This is a genomic window from Microcystis sp. LE19-84.1B, from assembly GCF_027531875.1.
Taxonomy (GTDB): Bacteria; Cyanobacteriota; Cyanobacteriia; order Cyanobacteriales; family Microcystaceae; genus Microcystis; species Microcystis panniformis.
Genome location: NZ_JAPZSR010000065.1, coordinates 1 through 18,533, shown reverse-complemented (window position 1 = coordinate 18,533; position 18,533 = coordinate 1). Strand labels below are relative to the sequence as shown.

Sequence of the window (18,533 nt, the reverse complement as noted above, 5' to 3'; positions counted from 1 at the left end):
ATTCGCCTCTACAATCTAAGCATTATCCCTAACCAGTGCTAAATTTTCTGACATCCAAGCTTGATTAATAGTTTTGGTGTCTTTAGAGGCAGTTTTCTCGACTATTCGCTTACTTATCAACTTTATCTAACTCGAACTAAGTTTCGGGTGGATTCCCTATTGACTCTGTACCATCTTTTTCACACGAGGTATATCATGGCCATCATCTACGTTAAGTCTGGTGCGACTGGTAATGGTTCAGCTTGGAATAATGCTTATGGCAGTTTAACAAGTGCGCTAACTGCGGCACAAGCTGGCGATGAGATTTGGGTGTCTGCGGGTACTTATAAACCCACTACAGGAACAGACAGGAATGCAACCTTCACCCTAAAAAATAATGTCGGGATTTATGGGGGATTTGCCGGAACAGAAACTGCTGTTGATTCGGTTTTTAGTCGAAATTATGCTAACCGAGGTAGTGGTGGCGCGGTTTTCAATAAATTGATGAAACTGTGTAAGAAAATCAGTAACGTTTTAGGCTTGATTTCTGGAGTTACCCTTGCAACTGCTGGAATGCTTCTTGTTAATTCTAATCCTGCTTCGGCTTCCCAGTTATGGAATTTTACAATTGGAATTGGTAACAGATTTTCTGCGGGAACTTTTACAACTAACGATTGTAACAATTTTACAAGTCAATGTCTTGTTACGGGGATTACAGGGATAGATGCGTGGGGAGATAGTATGTTTCAAGTGCCTCCACCTGGCTTGATTCCTGAGATGGGAACTCCAAGCATTAATAAAAATTATTACCTCAAATATTATGATAATTTACTACCGCTAACCTATAACGGAATTGTTTTTACCTCTCTGAATAGTGAAAGATACATTCTTTTTAATTGGAATTTATTTTTTGATTCTACTAATCAAAAGTATTATCTTTGGCAACAAGCAAAATATTTATGTAAAGGTACACCTATAAGTTATAACTGCTCCAAAGGTTTTTCGGGCGATGATCGCTATACCACACCAATAGCTTACTATAATTATTATAATGGTGAAGTACAGTTCCAATTTTCCCCAGCTAACCCTCCCCCACCACCGCAGTCTGTCCCCGAAGGCGGTAACGTGATTGGTTTACTTCTCCTTGGGGGGGATATAGCTTAAAACGGGTTATTTCTCGGTTATCCAATCGGTAAACTTTGATTGAGGATGAATTGGGGACGTAAGCGACGGAGTTTGCGTCTCTTTGTTATCAAAAACTATAGTAAAGACCTTATGGCAGAATCTCAAGACTTTGACAATGTTTAGGTCTAAATAATCTAAAATCTCGCTGATCTAATGTTAATATAAGCGTAATTTTGAGCCTTTCAGCGATCGCCATTACAGTTGCATCAACAAAATCAATACGACTATCTTTGTATTCTTCTAAAATCTCAGATACTCGAATTACATCAGTTTCACTTAAAGGAATTAAATGAAACCGACTTGCAGATAATCCTTTTAAAAAAGCCGCAACAGTGCTAACACCTGCACTACGACCTACTAAATAAGCGACTTCTGCTAAAACTGTTTGGGGTAATAATATTTGCTGATAGTTCTGATAAATAGCTACGACATCACTATGTTTTATATCTGATTGATTTAGCAAAGCAACTACAAACCCTGTAGCACTTATTGTTATTTTTCTTTCCATGTCCATCCTGAATTTTCTTTAATCTCCTGTTGTAAAATTTCTTCAGATTGAGTTGCTAAATCTGGAGAACCTCTGAACAAACCAATTAGCGGGTCAGATTCATTTTTATCTTGATCATTTTCAGAAGTTGAAGGAACAATAAAAACCTCAACCATTTCACCAACAGCGAGTTCAGGGGTTTGAATTTCTATTTTATTACCGGGTAAAACTTGAGTGCTGATATATAAAGAAGATTGTGTCATTTTTCAACAACTAAGCAATTTAAGGTATTTGACTCCTAGTATAACCTACCAGCAACGCAGGTAGTAACGCCTCCCTCCCTGCTGATACCCGCGACTTAGATGGCGATAGCAACATCACCGAAACAATACCCTTTGATATCGTCCGCAACCCTCGCATTAACGGTACTACAGTTGATATCGGTGCCTTTGAATTTACAACTCCCGTCAATCAACCTCCTGTTGTCACCAATAAAACCTTTACCATTGCTAAAAGTAGTGCGGTGGGTGCTACCGTTGGTACAGTCCCCATTAGTGACCCAGAAAATAACCCTTTTACCGTCACTATTACTAATGGTAATACCGACACAGATAATGACGGAACTCGTCCTTTTGCCATCAGTAACTCAGGGGTAATTACCGTTACTGACCCCGGCGATTTTGGCACAAATAACAGCTTTAATCTAACCGTCACCGCGAATGATGGTAACGCCACAGGAAACGGTGCAATTGTTGTTAACCTAACCAATCCTGTTAACCGTCCCCCAGTGGTTAATGATGCTATTTTCAGCATTTCTAAAACCAGTCCTAACGGTACAGTCGTCGGGACAATTAACGCCACTGATGCCGATAATAACCCCTTAACCTACAATATCACCGCAGGTAATCCTAACCTCGATGGCGACGGTATCTCCGTCTTTACCATCAACAATAACGGCCAAATTGCCATGGCTGACTCCGATGACAAGGCTGTAGTCATCTCCCTAACCTAACTGATCACAAAATAACTTAATTTGCTGGCTAACTTGACAAAAGTTTATCAAAATATAACCTTAGCAACATAAATCGGCTTATCCCTAGGTAAATCCTTGCAGGAGTGCCATTATACCAGATAGTTTCTCTCTGCATGGTTTATTTAATAAGCTCTGCTGATGAATGAAAAAAAAAAAAATAAACGGGACTTATGATTATTCGCCTCTACAATCTAAGCATTATCCCTAACCAGTGCTAAATTTTCTGACATCCAAGCTTGATTAATGGTTTTGCTGTCTCTAGAGACAGTTTTCTCCACTATTCGCTTACTTATCAACTTTATCTAACTCGAACTAAGTTTCGGGTGGATTCCCTATTGACTCTGTAATATCTTTTTCACACGAGGTATATCATGGCTATCATCTACGTTAAATCCGGTTCTACTGGTAATGGTTCCGCTTGGAATAATGCTTATGGCAGTTTAGCAAGTGCTATTACAGCAGCACAATCTACTGATGAAATTTGGGTGTCTGCGGGGACGTATAAACCCACGACGGGAACTGACAGAACCGCGAGTTTTACCCTAAAAAATAATGTCGGGATTTATGGGGGATTCGCAGGGACGGAAACTGCCCGAGATCAGCGAAATATTACCACAAATGTCACGATTTTAAGCGGTGAAATTGGTGTAGCGGGGATTGCCGATAATGTCTATCATGTTGTGACAGGAAGTAGCACCAATAACACGGCAATTCTCGACGGTTTTACGATTACGAAGGGGAATGCTAACGGTACGACGGGAAATCAGGGTACTGGTGGCGGAATGTACGTCAATAATGGCAGTCCTACCGTCAGAAATACAGTTTTTATTGATAACAATGCTACTTCTGGAGGTGGATTATACAACGAACAGGGTAGCAATCCTTTTCTGTCGGATGTGCGGTTTGAATTTAATACTGCTACGGATGGGGCGGCGATTTATAATCGTTTGAGTAGTCCCTTCATTACTAATGCCACTTTTCGACTGAATACGGCGGTTAATAACGGTGGTGCGCTTTACAATGCTAGTAGCAGTAGTCCTACGATAACTAACGCTGTTTTTACCCGAAATACAGCGACTACAGCCGATGGGGGTGCAGTTTACAATATATCAAGTCTTCCTAATTTCACTAATACTGATTTTAGTGGGAATGTGGCGGCGCGAGGAGGCGCAATTTCTAATAATTCTAGTACCGTTGGTTTAAGTAATAGTATTATCTACGGAAACCAAGATCGACGTGGTACAGGACCGGAAATTTTTAACAGTGGCGGTACAATTAATACGAACAATAGCATCATTAAGGGCGGTGTCTTTAATGGTACGGATGTTGATCCCAAATTTGTTAATGCGAGTGGGGATGATTTACGCCTATTAGCAGGTTCTCCTGCGATCGATGCTGGTAATTCTGCCTCATTACCAACGGATCGTCAAGATATTGACTCAGATGGCAATACTACAGAAGCTACACCTTTAGATTTAGCGCGTAATCCCCGTATTGCTGGTTCTAGTGTGGATATTGGCGCGTTTGAGGGTGCAACTACCCCACCAACAGCGACTAAGCGGATTATTTATGTGAACGCGGCAGCGACGGGGGGTAATAGTGGTACTTCTTGGACGAATGCGTTTACTGATTTACAAGCGGCGTTAAATGCTGCACCCTTATTAGGGGATGAAATTTGGGTTGCTGCGGGTACTTATAAACCGACAACAACCACTGACAGAACAGCAACTTTTACCCTGAAAAACCAAGTTAAGGTTTATGGGGGTTTTGCTGGAACTGAAACGACTTTAGAGCAGCGAAATATTACCAATAATGTCACTACTTTAAGTGGCGATATTGGAGGAACAACGAATGCACAGGATAATGTTTATCACGTTGTTACTGCGAGTTTTACCAATAATACAACGGTGTTAGATGGGTTTACCATTGCAGCAGGTAATGCCAATGGTACGGGAACGGATCAAAATAATGGCGGTGGTGTTTTTATCAATGATGGTACTCCGATTCTGAGTAACCTGATTTTTGATAATAATAATGCTTCCGGTAATGGTGGAGGATTATTTAACACAGGTGCAACAAGTAATCGTAGCTTAACTAATGTTACTTTTCGTAATAATGGTGCTGCTAATGGTGGCGGTATTTATGACACCGGAGGTAGTAATGCTACCCTGACAAATGCGACCTTTACTAGCAATAATGCCAGTAGTCAAGGTGGTGCGATTTACAACAATAATAGTAATACTACTCTGACAAATGCGACCTTTACTAGCAATAATGCTGGTAGTCAAGGTGGTGCTATATATAACGCAAGTAGTAGTAATCACACTCTCAATACTGCTACTTTTACCAACAATACAGCCACAAATGACGGTGGTGCAATTTTCAATACCAGTAGCAATCCTACCCTTAATAATGTCACCTTTACTAATAACCGAACAACTGCATCTGGCGGTCGTGGTGGAGCGATTTACAATGCTAGTAGCAGTAATCCTACCCTCAATCAAGTTAGCTTTCAACAAAATAGTTCTATTAATGGAGGTGCAATTTACAATACCAGTAGCAGTCCTATTCTAACTGATGTAACTTTTGGGAGTAATAGTGGTACTTTTGGCGGTGCTATTTATAACACCAGTAGCTATACAGCAGGGGGGACTAATTTTCATCTAACACGAGTTACTTTTACTAACAATAGTGCTAGTAATGTAGGTGGGGCAATCGTTAACGCCAGTAGTAATCCCAGAATGACCAATATAACCTTTACTGGGAATACGACTACTGATCCAGCATCAGGTGGAAGTGGAAGTGATCAAGGGGGGGCTATTTACAACACAAGTAGCAGTCCTACTATCAATAGCACCACATTTAGTCAGAACAGTGCAAATAGCGATGGTGGTGCTATTTATAATTACTTCAGTAGCCCAACTTTAACTGATATTACCTTCACTAACAACAGTAGCGTTAATGGTAGCGGTGGTGCAATTTACAACATATATAGCAGCAATACTACTCTAACTAATGCCAACTTTAATTTGAATAGTGCTAACAATGGTAGTGGTGGTGCTATCTTTAATACTTTTCTTATTGGCAATAATACTGCGGGTACGGGTAGTACTATTAATCTAATTCAGAATAGTTTTCAACAAAATAGTGCTAGTGGTGGTGGGGCAATTTACAACAACGGTGCTTCTAATGCTCTCAGTAATTCCAATCTGACTAATGTTAGCTTCAGTCAAAATACTGCTAGTAGTGGTGGTGGCGCAATTTATTCTACAAATAGCAGTTCTACCCAAACTAATGTTACTTTCAGCCGTAATAATGCAACCGGTCAAGGAGGAGCAATTTTTACTAATGGAGGTGGTGCTAATACCTTAGTTAATACCAGCTTTTATGGTAATGCTTCTAGTGCTGGTAGTGCTATTCGGAATGAGGGAACTACCCCTACTCTGCGTAATAGCATCATTTGGGGACATGGGGGAACAGCTATTTCAGGGAGTGCTACCATCACTAATAGTATCGTACAGGGAGGATATACGGGAACAGGAAACGTCACCGTTGATCCTTTAACCCTTGCAACTGCAATATTTGTCGATCCCAACTTCGATGACTTGCGCTTAAAAAGCGGTTCCCCTGCGATAGATGCAGGTAGCAATACTTTCCTCCCCGCAGACAGTCGAGACTTAGACAAAGACGGAAACACTACCGAACCCCTCTCCCAAGACTTAGGGAATAATCCTCGCGTTAACGGTACAACAGTTGATATAGGTGCTTTTGAATTTACACCTCCTGTTAATCAACCTCCTGTTGTCACCAATAGAACCTTTACCATTGCTAAAAGTAGTGCGGTGGGTGCTACTGTTGGTACAGTCCCCATTAGTGACCCAGAAAATAACCCTTTTACCGTCACTATTACTAATGGTAATACCGACACAGATAACGACGGCACTCGTCCTTTTGCCATCAGTAACGCCGGAGTAATTACTGTTACTGACCCCGGTGATTTTGGCACAAATACAAGCTTTAATCTGACCATTGCTGCTAATGATGGTAGCGCCACCGGAACCGGTAATGCGGTTATTAACTTAAATAGTCCGCCTACCGTTAATAATGCCACCTTTTCTATTGTTAACAATAGTACAGTCGGTGCAACCGTTGGGACTGTCACCGCCAGCGACCCGGAAAACAATCCCTTGACATTTAGTATTACTAATGGTAATACCGACACAGATAACGACGGAACTCGTCCTTTTGCCATCAACAACTCAGGGGTAATTACCGTTACCGACCCCGGTGATTTTGGCACAAATAACAGCTTTAATTTAACCGTCACTGCGAATGATGGTAACGCCACAGGAAACGGTGCAATTGTTGTTAACCTAACCAGTCCTGTCAACCGTCCCCCAGTGGTTAATGATGCTGTGTTTAGCATTTCTAAAACCAGTCCTAACGGTACAGTCGTCGGGACAATTAACGCCACTGACCCCGACAATAACCCCTTAACCTACAGTATCACCGCCGGAAATCCCGATACTGATGGCGACACTATCAAAGCCTTTGCTATTAGTAACACTGGCGTTATCACCGTTACCGATACTAATGATGTCAGCGCACAAACTAACCCCTTTAACCTGACAATTCAAGCCAGTGACGGCGCTTTAACCGATACGGGTATCGCTACCATTAACCTAAATAATGTTAATCCTCTCAGCTTCCAACTGAAACTGTATGAGGATAATAACGGGACAGTTGGTAATGAAATTACAGGGAACAATCCTATTCTCGGTAATAGCTTCTTTGCGGAAATTCTCGTCGGTGATATTCGTACCAATGCAGCCGGTTTAATCACTAATTTACTTGATTTTGGCTTCGCCGCCGATGTTGCTCAAAATATCAATAACTTTGCTGATATTGGCAATGTTAATAGTCCTTTAATTACCTCTAGTTTCCCCCTATTCCGAGGCGGTACATTAGATAATACTAACGGACTCATTGATAACTTAAGTGGGGGTGCAGTCCCCGAAGCAAGTCAAGGTACAGCTATTGGGGTTAATCAATTAAATCGCTTTAGTCTGCTACGCTTTAATGTAGTCGGTACACGGGACAACTCCAACCTAACCGTCACCTTTGATCCTTCTCAAATTGGTTTCGCTGATGGCACATTTGCTGATCCTAATGGTACTTTAAGCTTAACCCGTAATATCATCATCAATGATGCTCCCATCGTCGGTACTATTAACAACGTCAACCTCGCCGAAAGAAGCGCAGCAGGTACAGTAGTAGTAGCCGGTAACTTAGTCGAAGCAACTGACGACGCTTACGGACAAACTCCCACCTTTAGCCTCAGTACCTCTCCTAAAGATGGCTCAGGAAATAACCTTTTTGCTATCAATGCAACCACCGGAGAAATTACCCTCACGCAAGCAGGTTCTAATACCATCGACTATGAAAGTGGAGTAATATCCTATCAATTAGGAGTCAAAGCAACCGACGGTTATAAACTCTCTACAGAAAAGACATTTAACGTTAATATTACCAACGTTAATGAAGGTACAATAGTAGTAGATAAAACTGCTGTTACCTTCGGGACAAAACTCTCCCAATACCGACAAGGTGCAACCGATAGCCTGTTTGTCCGTCCCAACTTTGCTGACAAAACCCAATTCATTGACATTACTAATACCGCATCGGGAACTAACGATGTACTCGCTATTGCTGGTATTACTATTAATGCACAAAATGTCACCACAGATGCCAATTTTGCCAATGGAGACATACTGCTAAACCCCGGACAAACTCGACGTATTGCTTTAGCATATACACCCAAAGCAGCGCGAGAAAACTTCAATTTGGCTAACGGTTTAGTCATCAACAGTAATGCTCAAAACAATTCCGCTTTGAACATTCAACTAACAGGGAAATCAACCTTTAACAGTGATATTTCCTACGATGGACGGGTGAATTTAACCGACTTAAACACCTTACAACGTCCGGGGTTATTTGGTAGTATTAGTGGACAAACTAACTATGATCCTACTGCTGATATTACCGGAGATGGAAGAATTAATCTTGCCGAATTAGTTCCCTTCAATTCCGAATTTGGGTTAGTTGTTTAGATTAACTCTGTAGGTTGGGTTGACCCAAGAAAACCCCATCTTCGTAGGTTGGGTTGACCCAAGGAAACCCAACCATTCCGGTTAATTACAATAGGTTTTGATGGGTTAGCGCACTTCCTAACCCATCCTACAAAATAAAGGTTCAGGTAAGGGTTCATTATCTGCTTGATAAGCAATCATTAGCGATTCTATTGCCTCTTTTCCCTTAGCGACAGCTTCCTCATAAGTATCTCCATGAGTACGCCAATATTGTCTTGGAAAATCAGGCAATGCAACCAAAAAACAATTGTCTTCATCAGACCATTGAATCACCATGGGATATTTAATTTGTGCCATTTTCTTGATTCCTCTTAACTTCTTTAATTGCCTGCTTTACTTCTTTTTCTTGATACAGCTTGGCATCGGCACTGTCTTTTCCAGAAACAGTAACTTTACCAGAGTACAGATGATGTACCCAGTTAGTGTGACTTCCCTTGCCAGGTTTTTGAATAAATCCTGCTTTGCGTAGCATTTGTTTTAACTCGCTAACTTTTTTAACTCAGGAGAACTACATTATGTCTAGTCTGACTACTCAATTCAACCTCAAAACTGATAATAGTGGCCTACCTGGAACTATTATTAATAGTCCTCTCCGTTTAGGGGATAGATTTTTTGTAGAAATTTTAATGGAAAATAGTGATATTAATCCGGTCGGTATCACTAGCAGTGCCATTAATTTATCCTTCGATCCTCGCTCAATTCAAAACATCGACAATCCTTTCAATCCCTTAGATATCAATAGTACTCTTGTTACCTCTAGTTTCCCCGTTGGACGCACGGGAATCTTAGACAATACCAATGGTTCAATTACTAACTTAGGCGGCGGTTCTTTCACCTTAGCGGGCATTGGTTCACCTCTGGGAATTAATCAATTGGATACTTTTAGTTTATTGCACTTTCAAGTAATCGGCAATGGTAATTCTAGTCTGGTACTTAATATTGATTTATCTCAAACTGGTTTTAGCGATGGCAGTGTTGCCAGTTATTCTGGTAATCAAAGTCAGTTTATAAAAATAGTTCAAGTGGGTTCATCGATAGCTATTCCCGAACCTTCTACAATTTTGGCAATGGTAATATTAGGGTTAGGTGTATTGCTGTCTAAAAAGCGCAATCAAGACAATAGTAATGATGGTTAATTGATATTTTTCGGGGATGTAAGCGATCGAGTTTACATCCCCGTGTATAGTTTAGTCAACTTGGTTCATTATGCAAATCGATGTTACACTTAGCTGGAAACCTTATCCGGCAAGGGATTAATTCAATTTAGAAAGGTGTTTCAATCCCTTAAGCTCCCGATAAACCGCCGAGAAGCATACCAAACTCAGAAGAGCCATTTTCGGTGACAGCCTTATCTTTAAGAAAGCTGCAACAAAAAAAGGACACAAGTTACCTTGTGTCCTTCCCGAAGCTAAGAACTTAATTTTTATTTAGCGTCGGAGAATTCCGCGTCGATGACATCATCGCCACCACCAGCACCACCAGAGGGGCCATTGTTATCATTGCCACCGGGGGGATTGCTAGGGGGCGCTTGCTGATACATACTGCTACCGATCGCGTAGAGGGCTTGTTGTAATTCCGGTAGGATGGTTTTGATCTTATCATCATCGTCTTGAGCGATCGCTTCTTTCAGGTCTTTAATCAACCCTTGGGCTTTATTTTTCTCAGATGGAGGAACCTTATCGCCTAACTCTTCCAACTGCTTCTCAGCTTGATAAACCAGGGAATCAGCTTGATTTTTGCGTTCAATGCGTTCGCGACGTTCCTTATCCACCGAGGCGTTCGATTCTGCCTCATTTACCATGCGTTCCACTTCATTTTGGGGCAAGGTAGAAGCACCGGTGATGCTGATCGATTGTTCTTTTCCTGTACCTTTATCCTTAGCGGTGACATTGAGAATACCGTTAGCATCGATGTCGAAAACCACTTCGATTTGAGGCACACCACGAGGAGCGGGAGGGATGCCATCGAGTCGGAAAGTTCCCAAACTCTTGTTATCTTTGGCCATTTCCCGTTCCCCTTGCAGGACGTGGATTTCCACGTTAGTTTGTCCATCCACTGCCGTGGAGAAAACTTCCGATTTTTTGGTGGGGATAGTGGTGTTGCGGGTAATAATCCGCGTCATCACACCGCCGAGGGTTTCCACACCCAAAGACAGGGGCGAAACATCAAGCAGAAGAATATCTTTGACTTCACCGGCGAGAACACCACCTTGAATAGCGGCGCCTACGGCTACCACTTCATCGGGGTTAACGCTTTGGTTAGGATCTTTGCCCAGAACTTTTTTAACTAATTCCTGAACGGCGGGAATCCGGGTTGAACCACCGACGAGAACCACTTCATCGAGGGCAGATTTATCGATTTTGGCATCGCGGATGGCATTTTCGACGGGAATCCGACAGCGATCAATCAAACCGGCGCAAATTTCCTCAAATTTAGCTCTAGTTAAAGTGGTATCTAGGTGTTTTGGTCCTTCGGCGGTAGCGGTGATGAAGGGCAGGTTAATTTCTGCTTGGGTAACGCTAGAAAGCTCAATTTTGGCTTTTTCTGCCGCTTCCGTGAGACGTTGCAGGGCTTGTTTATCTTGACGGAGATCTATTCCTTCAACTTTTTTGAATTCTCCAGCTAGATAATCTACGATTTTTTTATCGAAGTCATCACCACCGAGATGAGTATCTCCAGAGGTAGCGAGAACTTCAAAGACACCATCACCCACTTCTAGAACCGATACGTCAAAGGTTCCCCCACCCAAGTCAAAAACAAGAATGGTTTCGTTAGCTTTTTTGTCTAATCCGTAGGCAAGAGAGGCGGCGGTGGGTTCGTTGATAATGCGGAGAACTTCAACCCCAGCAATTCTCCCGGCATCTTTGGTGGCTTGACGTTGGGAGTCGTTAAAATAAGCGGGTACGGTGATGACTGCTTGGGTAACGGTTTCGCCGAGGTATTTACTGGCATCTTCCACCAGTTTCCGCAGTACCTGGGCGGAAATTTCTTCGGGGGCGAATTGTTTGCCCTGGGCGGGACAGTCTAATTTAACGTTGCCGTTGCCATCCTGGAGAGTTTTGTAGGATACTTCTGTGGCTTCGTTGGTAACTTCGTTGAATTTCCGGCCGATGAAGCGTTTGACGGAATAAAAGGTATTTTGCGGGTTCATTACCGCTTGACGTTTGGCGATTTGTCCTACTAGGCGATCGCCACTTTTGGCGTAGGCGACGACTGAGGGCGTAGTTCTAAACCCTTCGGCGTTGGCGATAACGGTGGGTTTACCCCCTTCCATAACCGCAACGCAGGAGTTAGTCGTCCCTAAGTCAATTCCAACTACTTTTCCCATAATCTTTGTGCTGCTCCGATACAACTTATAGTGACTTCTAGAATCGGAACTGTACTCGGTTTTTAGGCGATACCCACCCCTATCAGTTCCTTCGTTATCTCTATAGTGCAAAATAACCCCGCTTTCTCGATAGTGTAGGTATCCGAACCTTTTTGGTAGTATTACAGTAGTCGGTAAACCTCCGGTAAAAGTTAAAAATTGTCCCAGGGGGCAGTCTGAGCGGGTAATTTAGATAGTCAACAGCTTATCCTCTGTGTTAAAACACGATCGCCGATAACAATTTATCTAAATTTATCTAATTTATCGCAGAATCTCAATTGCGTTATTTTGGTTGTATCGGCTTTTTATTTGATTATTTCATAAAAACTATGACTTACGAAACTCTGGAACTTTCCACCCCGACACCGATTTTATCTTGGGCGGGCCATGAATTGGGACCCCAAGAAACCCAAATGGCCAAAAATGTCGCTTCCCTACCTTTTGTTTATAAACACATTTCTTTAATGCCCGATGTTCACTTGGGTAAAGGTGCTTTAGTCGGTTCGGTGATTGCCACCAAAGATGCCGTAATTCCTGCCGCCGTCGGAGTCGATATCGGTTGCGGCATGGCTGCCCTAAAAATGCCTTTCACTGGTGAACAATTGCAGGGAAAACTCAAAAAAATTCGCCTCGATGTGGAAGAAAATATTCCCGTCGGTTTTGCTGAAAATAAAGAAGTGGATCGGGAAGTGACCAAATGGCCAAAATGGACAGAATTTAAACAGATTCATCGAGGTGTACAAAACCTAGAGAAAAAAGCCCTTAAACAAATGGGTTCTCTGGGGGGTGGTAATCACTTTATCGAAATTTGTTTAGATACAGAAAATCAAGTTTGGTTAATGCTCCATTCCGGTTCTAGAGGTATTGGTAATCAACTAGCCCAATGTCATATTAATACCGCCAAAGAGTTAGCCAAACTAGCAGAAGGTAAATTACCCGACCTCGATCTGGCCTACTTTGTAGCCGGTACAGAAGAATTTACCGCCTACTGGCATGACCTACAATGGGCCCAGGAATATGCCCGTTATAATCGGGAAATTATGATGGCTAGATTTAAACGCATTGTTGAAAAACATCTAGCGGGAGGCAAACCAACTAAACCCCTCTTAGTAGTTAATTGTCATCACAATTATGCCGAAAAAGAAATTCATTTTGGGGAGGAGGTTTATGTCACCAGAAAAGGAGCCGTCCGCGCTAGAGAAACCGATTATGGTATTATCCCCGGTTCCATGGGAGCGCAATCTTATATTGTTAAAGGCAAAGGAGAACATAATAGCTTCTGTTCCTGTTCCCACGGGGCCGGGCGCTTGATGTCGAGAAATCTGGCTAAAAAAACCTTTACTCTTGATGATTTAATCGCCCAAACCCAAGGGGTTGAATGCCGCAAGGATGAGGGCGTTATTGATGAGATTCCAGGGGCCTATAAACCGATCCAACAGGTGATGAATCAACAGGCGGATCTAGTGGAAATTGTCGCCACTCTCAAGCAGGTGATGTGTGTCAAAGGTTAAAAATCATGGCCAGAGCGATCGATTTTTGTCGTTTTTTCTCTAGCATGAAAAAGATAGGAATCGATCGAGGGTTATAAGCGATGAGTCTGACTATTGCTGCCGAATTAGCACAAATTCCCGCCCATCATCTCAATATCATGGGCTATGTGGATGAATCCGCCGTTAACGGTCCCGGTTGTCGGGCCGTGGTCTGGGTACAGGGTTGTTCTCGCGAGTGTCGGGGTTGTTTTAATCAAGCTTCCTGGTCCTTCGAGATCAATCAATTAATTACTGTTGAGTCTCTAGCTGCCAAAATTTTGGCTAATCCCCGCAATAGCGGCCTAACTTTCTCCGGGGGTGAACCTTTTTGGCAAGCAAAAGCCTTGACAGAATTAGCTAAATATGTTAAGGAAAAAGGCTTAAATGTGATGTCCTTCACGGGATTTACGATCGAACAATTGCGCTCAACCCAAGCACCGCCCTACTCTCAAGAATTATTGGCCCAGTTAGATATTTTGGTGGATGGGGCCTATATGGAATCCCTGGCTATTCATTCTCCCGATTCTCCCGTTTCTTCTAGCAATCAACGGATTCACGTCCTCAATCCCGCTCTGGAAGATCAGATTAATTGGGCATCGGATCAAGTAGAAATTCATATTCTCAAAGACGGAACCCGAATTTTTACGGGATTTTGGGGACAGATTATTTCTTGATCAGGCCCAGAATCAGTAATCAGTGATCAGTAAGGGACTTGCGTGGGAATAATACCCCAATCGATCGGAGGGCGCAAGCTTTGCGCCCCTACAGTAACGGATTTTGTTCACAATGTAGGGGCGAACTGCGTTCGCCCAAAAGGTACATTATCAAAGCGCAAGTCCCTAATCAAGATTGTCCAACTACTTACTCTCACTTCATACCGCTCACTGAAAACTCAAATCTGATCAGTGATCACTGCCTAGTAATTTAGGATCACAGATACCCTAACATCAATTCCTCGACTAAATCAAAATTAGCCGTTACCGATTGCACATCATCGAGGGATTCTAGGGTGTCGATTAACTTGAATAAAAAACGGGCCTGCTCTCGATCGCTCACTTCTAGGGTATTAGTGGGAATCCAGCGTAATTCTGCTTCTTTGACCTTAAATCCCGCTGCTTGCAGAACCTTATTCAATCTCTCCAGGTTAGACACCTCAGTAAAAACTTCTACCCCTTGACCTTCCTCCTCACTGTCAAAAAACTCGTAGGATTGGGCCTGGCCCTCTAGGGAAGCTTCTAAAAGCTGATCCTCAACAATAGTTCCCTCAAGGCGAATTACCCCCTTATGGTCAAACATCCAGCCCACACAGCCCGTTTCACCTAAATTACCGCCATTTTTGCTAAAAGCTGCCCGCAGATCCGCCGCCGTGCGATTGCGATTATCGGTCAGTGCTTCGATCAGGATCGCCACACCCCCGGGACCATAACCCTCGTAGCGAATTTCCTCAAAAGCTGAGTCATTTTCCCAAGTTCCTGCCCCTTTAGCGATCGCTCTTTCGATATTGTCATTAGGAATACCGGCCGCCTTGGCTTTTTCGATCGCCGTGCGTAGCTGAAAATTGCCCGCCGGATCGGGAACACCGTTACGGGTAGCCACGATAATGGCCCGGGATAACTGGGTGAAAGTTTGCCCTTTTTTGGCATCAACCCGGGCTTTTTGTCGTTTAATATTTGCCCATTTACTATGACCAGCCATATCTATCTAAGATATCTAACATCAAAAATCTAGCAGATCGATCGCTCTTGGTAAATCCGGGGATAATTGTCAACGAGTGCCGGGTAATGATAATAAATCCTGTTGAGAAACTATAGGGGGGCGGCCAGTTCGAGCATTTGTACTAAAATTCCCGATATGCGGTTTAAATCCAGCACAGCTTATTATAGAAAAGGTTGATTGATCAGGTGGCAATATGGCGCAATTTTCTCGCAAAACTCTACTAACCTTGGTTGCTAGTATATTAGTATTATTATCCTGCTTGGCCCCGGCCCAAGCACTAAGTTATAATAACCGCAATTTGACCGATAATGACTTTGCGGGGCAGGATTTGCGCGATTCCACCTTCGATCACTCTAATCTGCGCGGTAGTAACTTCAGTCATGCCAATCTGGAAGGAGTACGCTTTTTTTCGGCCAACTTGGAGGGGGCCGACTTTAGCGATGCCAATATGAGAAATGTGGATTTAGAATCGGCCCGTTTAACCAGAGCCAACTTTACCAATGCCGTTCTCGAAGGAGCTTTTGCCACTAACATTTTAATCAAAGGTGCAATTATCGACGGGGCCGATTTTACCGATGCAATTATTCGCTCCGATGTGGAAAAATATCTTTGTGAGATAGCCACAGGAACTAACCCCATAACTGGCAGAAATACCCGCGATACCCTGTTTTGTCCCTGATATGTAACTATGCTGCTCCTAATCCCCCTGCCATGGCCGATCGAAACTAGAGCCAGATCGGCCATAATTGCTGTAAGCTAGTATTCGATTTTTTAACAAAACCTTTACAATAGACTTTCAAGCCAGTTTAATCGATCAGTCCCCTCTTGGAAAAAGGAAATTGTAACCATCGTGTCCACCAGTACCCTCGGCAATCAAGATAAAGAGCAGAAACCCAGTAGTGACTCGGATAGCTTTTTCCAAGGAGTCTCTAGAGTCGCAGGGGGAACCGCTCTCGGCCTGTTGATGGTATCCACGGCCGTGGTGACGGGGGCTGTGGTAGGATTAGCGATTAGTTACCGCAATCTACCCGATGTGAGGATTTTACGCGGTTACGTTCCCACGGAAACCAGTTATATCTACGATGTTAAAGGCAGACCCCTGACCAGCTTACACGGGGAAGCGAATCGGGAAGTGGTGGAACTCGATCAAATTTCTCCCAATCTGAAACGCGCCGTGATGGCGATCGAAGATAGCCATTTTTATCACCATCATGGTATTAATCCTAATAGTATCGGTCGGGCAGTGGTCGCTAACTGGAAAAGTGGCGGTGTGGTGGAAGGTGCATCTACCCTTACCATGCAGTTAGTCAAAAATATCTTTCTTTCCCATCAGCGCACCGTTAGCCGTAAATTAGCCGAAGCAGTCCTAGCAATACGAGTAGAACAGGTTTTTAGCAAAAATGACATTCTGGAAATGTACCTCAATAATATCTATTGGGGTCATAATAATTATGGAGTCCAAACCGCCGCTAAAAGTTATTTTAATAAACCCGCTGCCCAGTTAAATTTAGCAGAATCGGCGATGATGGCCGGATTAATCCAAGCGCCGGAAGTTTATAGTCCTTTTAATAATTATAAAACCGCCAAGGAAAGACAGGCACTGGTTCTCAGTCGGATGCGTAGCTTAGGTTGGATTACCCCCGCACAGGAAGAGGCCGCTTTAAAAGAACCGCTGAAACTGGGTAAACCCACCGCTTGGCAAGAAAGTAAATTACCCTACGTTACCGATGCAGTGGTGGCAGAATTGCGGCAAAAATTTGGCAAAGAAACCCTAACTAAAGGGGGAATGCGGATTCAAACCACAATTGATCTCGACTTTCAAAATATGGCCGAGTCCACCATTCAACGGGCCTATAATAGCTTGCGTGGTCGCGGTATTCGCACCAAAGACCTACAAATTTCTCTAGTTGCGGTGGATCCCCGCACCCATTTCGTCAAGGCGCTCGTCGGTGGCGTTGATTACAATAAAAGTCAATTAAACCGGGCCATTCAATCCCGTCGTCAACCGGGGTCAGCTTTTAAACCTTTCGTTTATTATACTGCCTTCGCTAGTGGTCGTTTTACCCCCGAAACCGTGGTTAATGATGCTCCCGTCCGTTTTCGCGAGGCCGGCGGCTTCTATAGCCCAAAAAACTACGGTGGCGGCTTTTCTGGCCCGGTTTCCCTGCGTAGCGCTCTGATGCAGTCTCTGAATATTCCCGCGGTTATTCTTGGTCGTCGTGTCGGGATAAATAAAGTCATTGAAGTCTGTCGTCTGCTAGGTTTCGAGAGTCCTTTAATTGCCGTCACCTCTTTACCTTTGGGTTCCGTGGATGTTACCCCTCTGGAAATGGCGGGGGCCTACGCTACTTTTGCCAGTAATGGCTGGCATTCCGAGCCTACCTTTATCATGCGTGTTACTGATAGCCGGGGTAACGTCATGCTCGATAATACACCCAAACCGAAGCTAGTTTTAGACCCCTGGGCCACCGCTTCTCTCAATTCTGTCCTACAGGGAGTTATTCAGGGGGGAACAGCTACTTCGGCCCAAATCGGTCGTCCGGCAGCGGGAAAAACTGGTACTACCGATAACGAGAAAAATGTCTGGTTTGTCGGTTATGTTCCCCAATTAGCCACCGCAGTGTGGATTGGAGATGACCGAAATCGTACTTTAGGTAAAGGTATCACCGGCGGTGGTTTTGCCGCTCCCATTTGGCGCGATTTCATGGCACAAGCTCTGAAAAATGAACGGGTAGAATATTTTCCCTCTCCCTCCAAATTCCGCAAACCAACGGTTAAGTAGATGGTTAATCTAATTGGTTTGATCGTAATTTATCGATCGAGTAAAGGTGGCTATGTTAAAAATGAAACCCACGCTTTGAGCCTTCAGGTTTCCTACGATTAATAGGTAAGTTACCATGAGTACCATCCAAGTTCAAATTCCCGACTCATTACAGAAAAGTTTAGATGATCTATACTTTAGACGTTCATAATCTGAGATTTATTAAACTTCTGAAATCGTAGAGTGAGCAAGGAATCCAGTTCTTTTTTATGTTTCAGGTGGGCATCATTCAGACATTCATAAATAGCTGAAGAAAAGTCAGAAAAG

General features: G+C 43.3%; 14 protein-coding genes and 2 pseudogenes. 9 read left to right on the top strand and 7 right to left on the bottom strand.

All coding sequences use genetic code 11. The features are described from left to right. The first annotated feature begins 195 nt into the window (after window positions 1–195). Window positions 196–1,143, top strand: a complete 948-nt coding sequence (locus tag O9324_RS03620; RefSeq protein ID WP_288139503.1) for a hypothetical protein — start codon at window positions 196–198, stop codon at window positions 1,141–1,143. A 109-nt stretch (window positions 1,144–1,252) separates the two neighbouring features. Here O9324_RS03620 and O9324_RS03615 read toward each other — a convergent pair whose 3' ends face one another. Then, window positions 1,253–1,672 carry a type II toxin-antitoxin system VapC family toxin gene (locus tag O9324_RS03615; protein ID WP_288139502.1) on the bottom strand — a complete coding sequence of 140 codons (420 nt, stop codon included), beginning with the start codon at window positions 1,670–1,672 and terminating at the stop codon, window positions 1,253–1,255. Beyond that, the gene (locus O9324_RS03610; protein ID WP_079207292.1) at window positions 1,657–1,914 is read right to left on the bottom strand and encodes a hypothetical protein; all 258 of its coding nucleotides are present in this window, start codon (window positions 1,912–1,914) and stop codon (window positions 1,657–1,659) included. Before O9324_RS03610 ends, O9324_RS03615 begins: the two co-directional genes overlap by 16 nt. A gap of 260 nt (window positions 1,915–2,174) precedes the next feature. Here O9324_RS03610 and O9324_RS03605 point away from each other — a divergent pair, with 260 nt between their 5' ends. Continuing rightward, entirely contained in the window at window positions 2,175–2,663 is a 489-nt protein-coding gene (locus O9324_RS03605) for a cadherin repeat domain-containing protein (RefSeq protein WP_288139501.1), read from the top strand. A 392-nt stretch (window positions 2,664–3,055) separates the two neighbouring features. Then, on the top strand, window positions 3,056–8,794 hold the full coding sequence (locus tag O9324_RS03600) for a cadherin domain-containing protein (protein ID WP_288139500.1): 5,739 nt from the start codon (window positions 3,056–3,058) through the stop codon (window positions 8,792–8,794). Between the two features lie 117 nt (window positions 8,795–8,911). On the opposite strand, the gene O9324_RS03595 is transcribed toward O9324_RS03600, so the two are convergent. Further along, window positions 8,912–9,130: a type II toxin-antitoxin system HicB family antitoxin gene (locus O9324_RS03595; protein ID WP_288139499.1), complete on the bottom strand. Its 219-nt coding sequence runs from the start codon at window positions 9,128–9,130 to the stop codon at window positions 8,912–8,914. Next, on the bottom strand, window positions 9,117–9,305 hold the full coding sequence (locus O9324_RS03590) for a type II toxin-antitoxin system HicA family toxin (RefSeq protein WP_409841774.1): 189 nt from the start codon (window positions 9,303–9,305) through the stop codon (window positions 9,117–9,119). Before O9324_RS03590 ends, O9324_RS03595 begins: the two co-directional genes overlap by 14 nt. A gap of 43 nt (window positions 9,306–9,348) precedes the next feature. Here O9324_RS03590 and O9324_RS03585 point away from each other — a divergent pair, with 43 nt between their 5' ends. Next, a complete protein-coding gene (locus tag O9324_RS03585) occupies window positions 9,349–9,969 on the top strand; it encodes a PEP-CTERM sorting domain-containing protein (RefSeq protein ID WP_288139498.1) in 621 nt (206 codons plus the stop codon). Window positions 9,970–10,256: 287 nt separating this feature from the next. Here the strand turns inward: O9324_RS03585 and dnaK are convergent, their stop codons facing one another. Beyond that, window positions 10,257–12,161, bottom strand: a complete 1,905-nt coding sequence (gene dnaK, locus O9324_RS03580; RefSeq protein WP_287627034.1) for a molecular chaperone DnaK — start codon at window positions 12,159–12,161, stop codon at window positions 10,257–10,259. Window positions 12,162–12,529: 368 nt separating this feature from the next. On the opposite strand from dnaK, the gene O9324_RS03575 reads away from it, so the two are divergent. Together O9324_RS03575 and O9324_RS03570 are read left to right on the top strand one after the other, a co-directional pair. After that, window positions 12,530–13,711 carry an RtcB family protein gene (locus tag O9324_RS03575; protein WP_288139497.1) on the top strand — a complete coding sequence of 394 codons (1,182 nt, stop codon included), beginning with the start codon at window positions 12,530–12,532 and terminating at the stop codon, window positions 13,709–13,711. A gap of 80 nt (window positions 13,712–13,791) precedes the next feature. Further along, window positions 13,792–14,403, top strand: coding sequence for a 4Fe-4S single cluster domain-containing protein (locus O9324_RS03570; RefSeq protein ID WP_288139496.1), 612 nt, complete (start codon window positions 13,792–13,794; stop codon window positions 14,401–14,403). Window positions 14,404–14,659: 256 nt separating this feature from the next. Here the strand turns inward: O9324_RS03570 and O9324_RS03565 are convergent, their stop codons facing one another. Further along, window positions 14,660–15,424: a YebC/PmpR family DNA-binding transcriptional regulator gene (locus O9324_RS03565; protein WP_288139495.1), complete on the bottom strand. Its 765-nt coding sequence runs from the start codon at window positions 15,422–15,424 to the stop codon at window positions 14,660–14,662. Between the two features lie 214 nt (window positions 15,425–15,638). Here O9324_RS03565 and O9324_RS03560 point away from each other — a divergent pair, with 214 nt between their 5' ends. From O9324_RS03560 to O9324_RS27425, 3 genes and pseudogenes are all read left to right on the top strand, one after another. Next, window positions 15,639–16,124 (top strand): pentapeptide repeat-containing protein, encoded by a 486-nt coding sequence (locus tag O9324_RS03560; RefSeq protein WP_288139494.1) that lies wholly within the window; start codon window positions 15,639–15,641, stop codon window positions 16,122–16,124. 171 nt (window positions 16,125–16,295) lie between these two features. Beyond that, the gene (locus O9324_RS03555; protein WP_287627030.1) at window positions 16,296–18,227 is read left to right on the top strand and encodes a transglycosylase domain-containing protein; all 1,932 of its coding nucleotides are present in this window, start codon (window positions 16,296–16,298) and stop codon (window positions 18,225–18,227) included. Window positions 18,228–18,342: 115 nt separating this feature from the next. Next, window positions 18,343–18,408, top strand: a pseudogene (locus O9324_RS27425) (toxin-antitoxin system HicB family antitoxin); the annotation flags it as partial. On the opposite strand, the pseudogene O9324_RS03550 reads toward O9324_RS27425, so the two are convergent. Further along, window positions 18,404–18,533 (bottom strand): annotated as a pseudogene (locus O9324_RS03550) (IS630 family transposase); the annotation flags it as partial. The pseudogenes O9324_RS27425 and O9324_RS03550 sit on opposite strands and share 5 nt — an antisense overlap.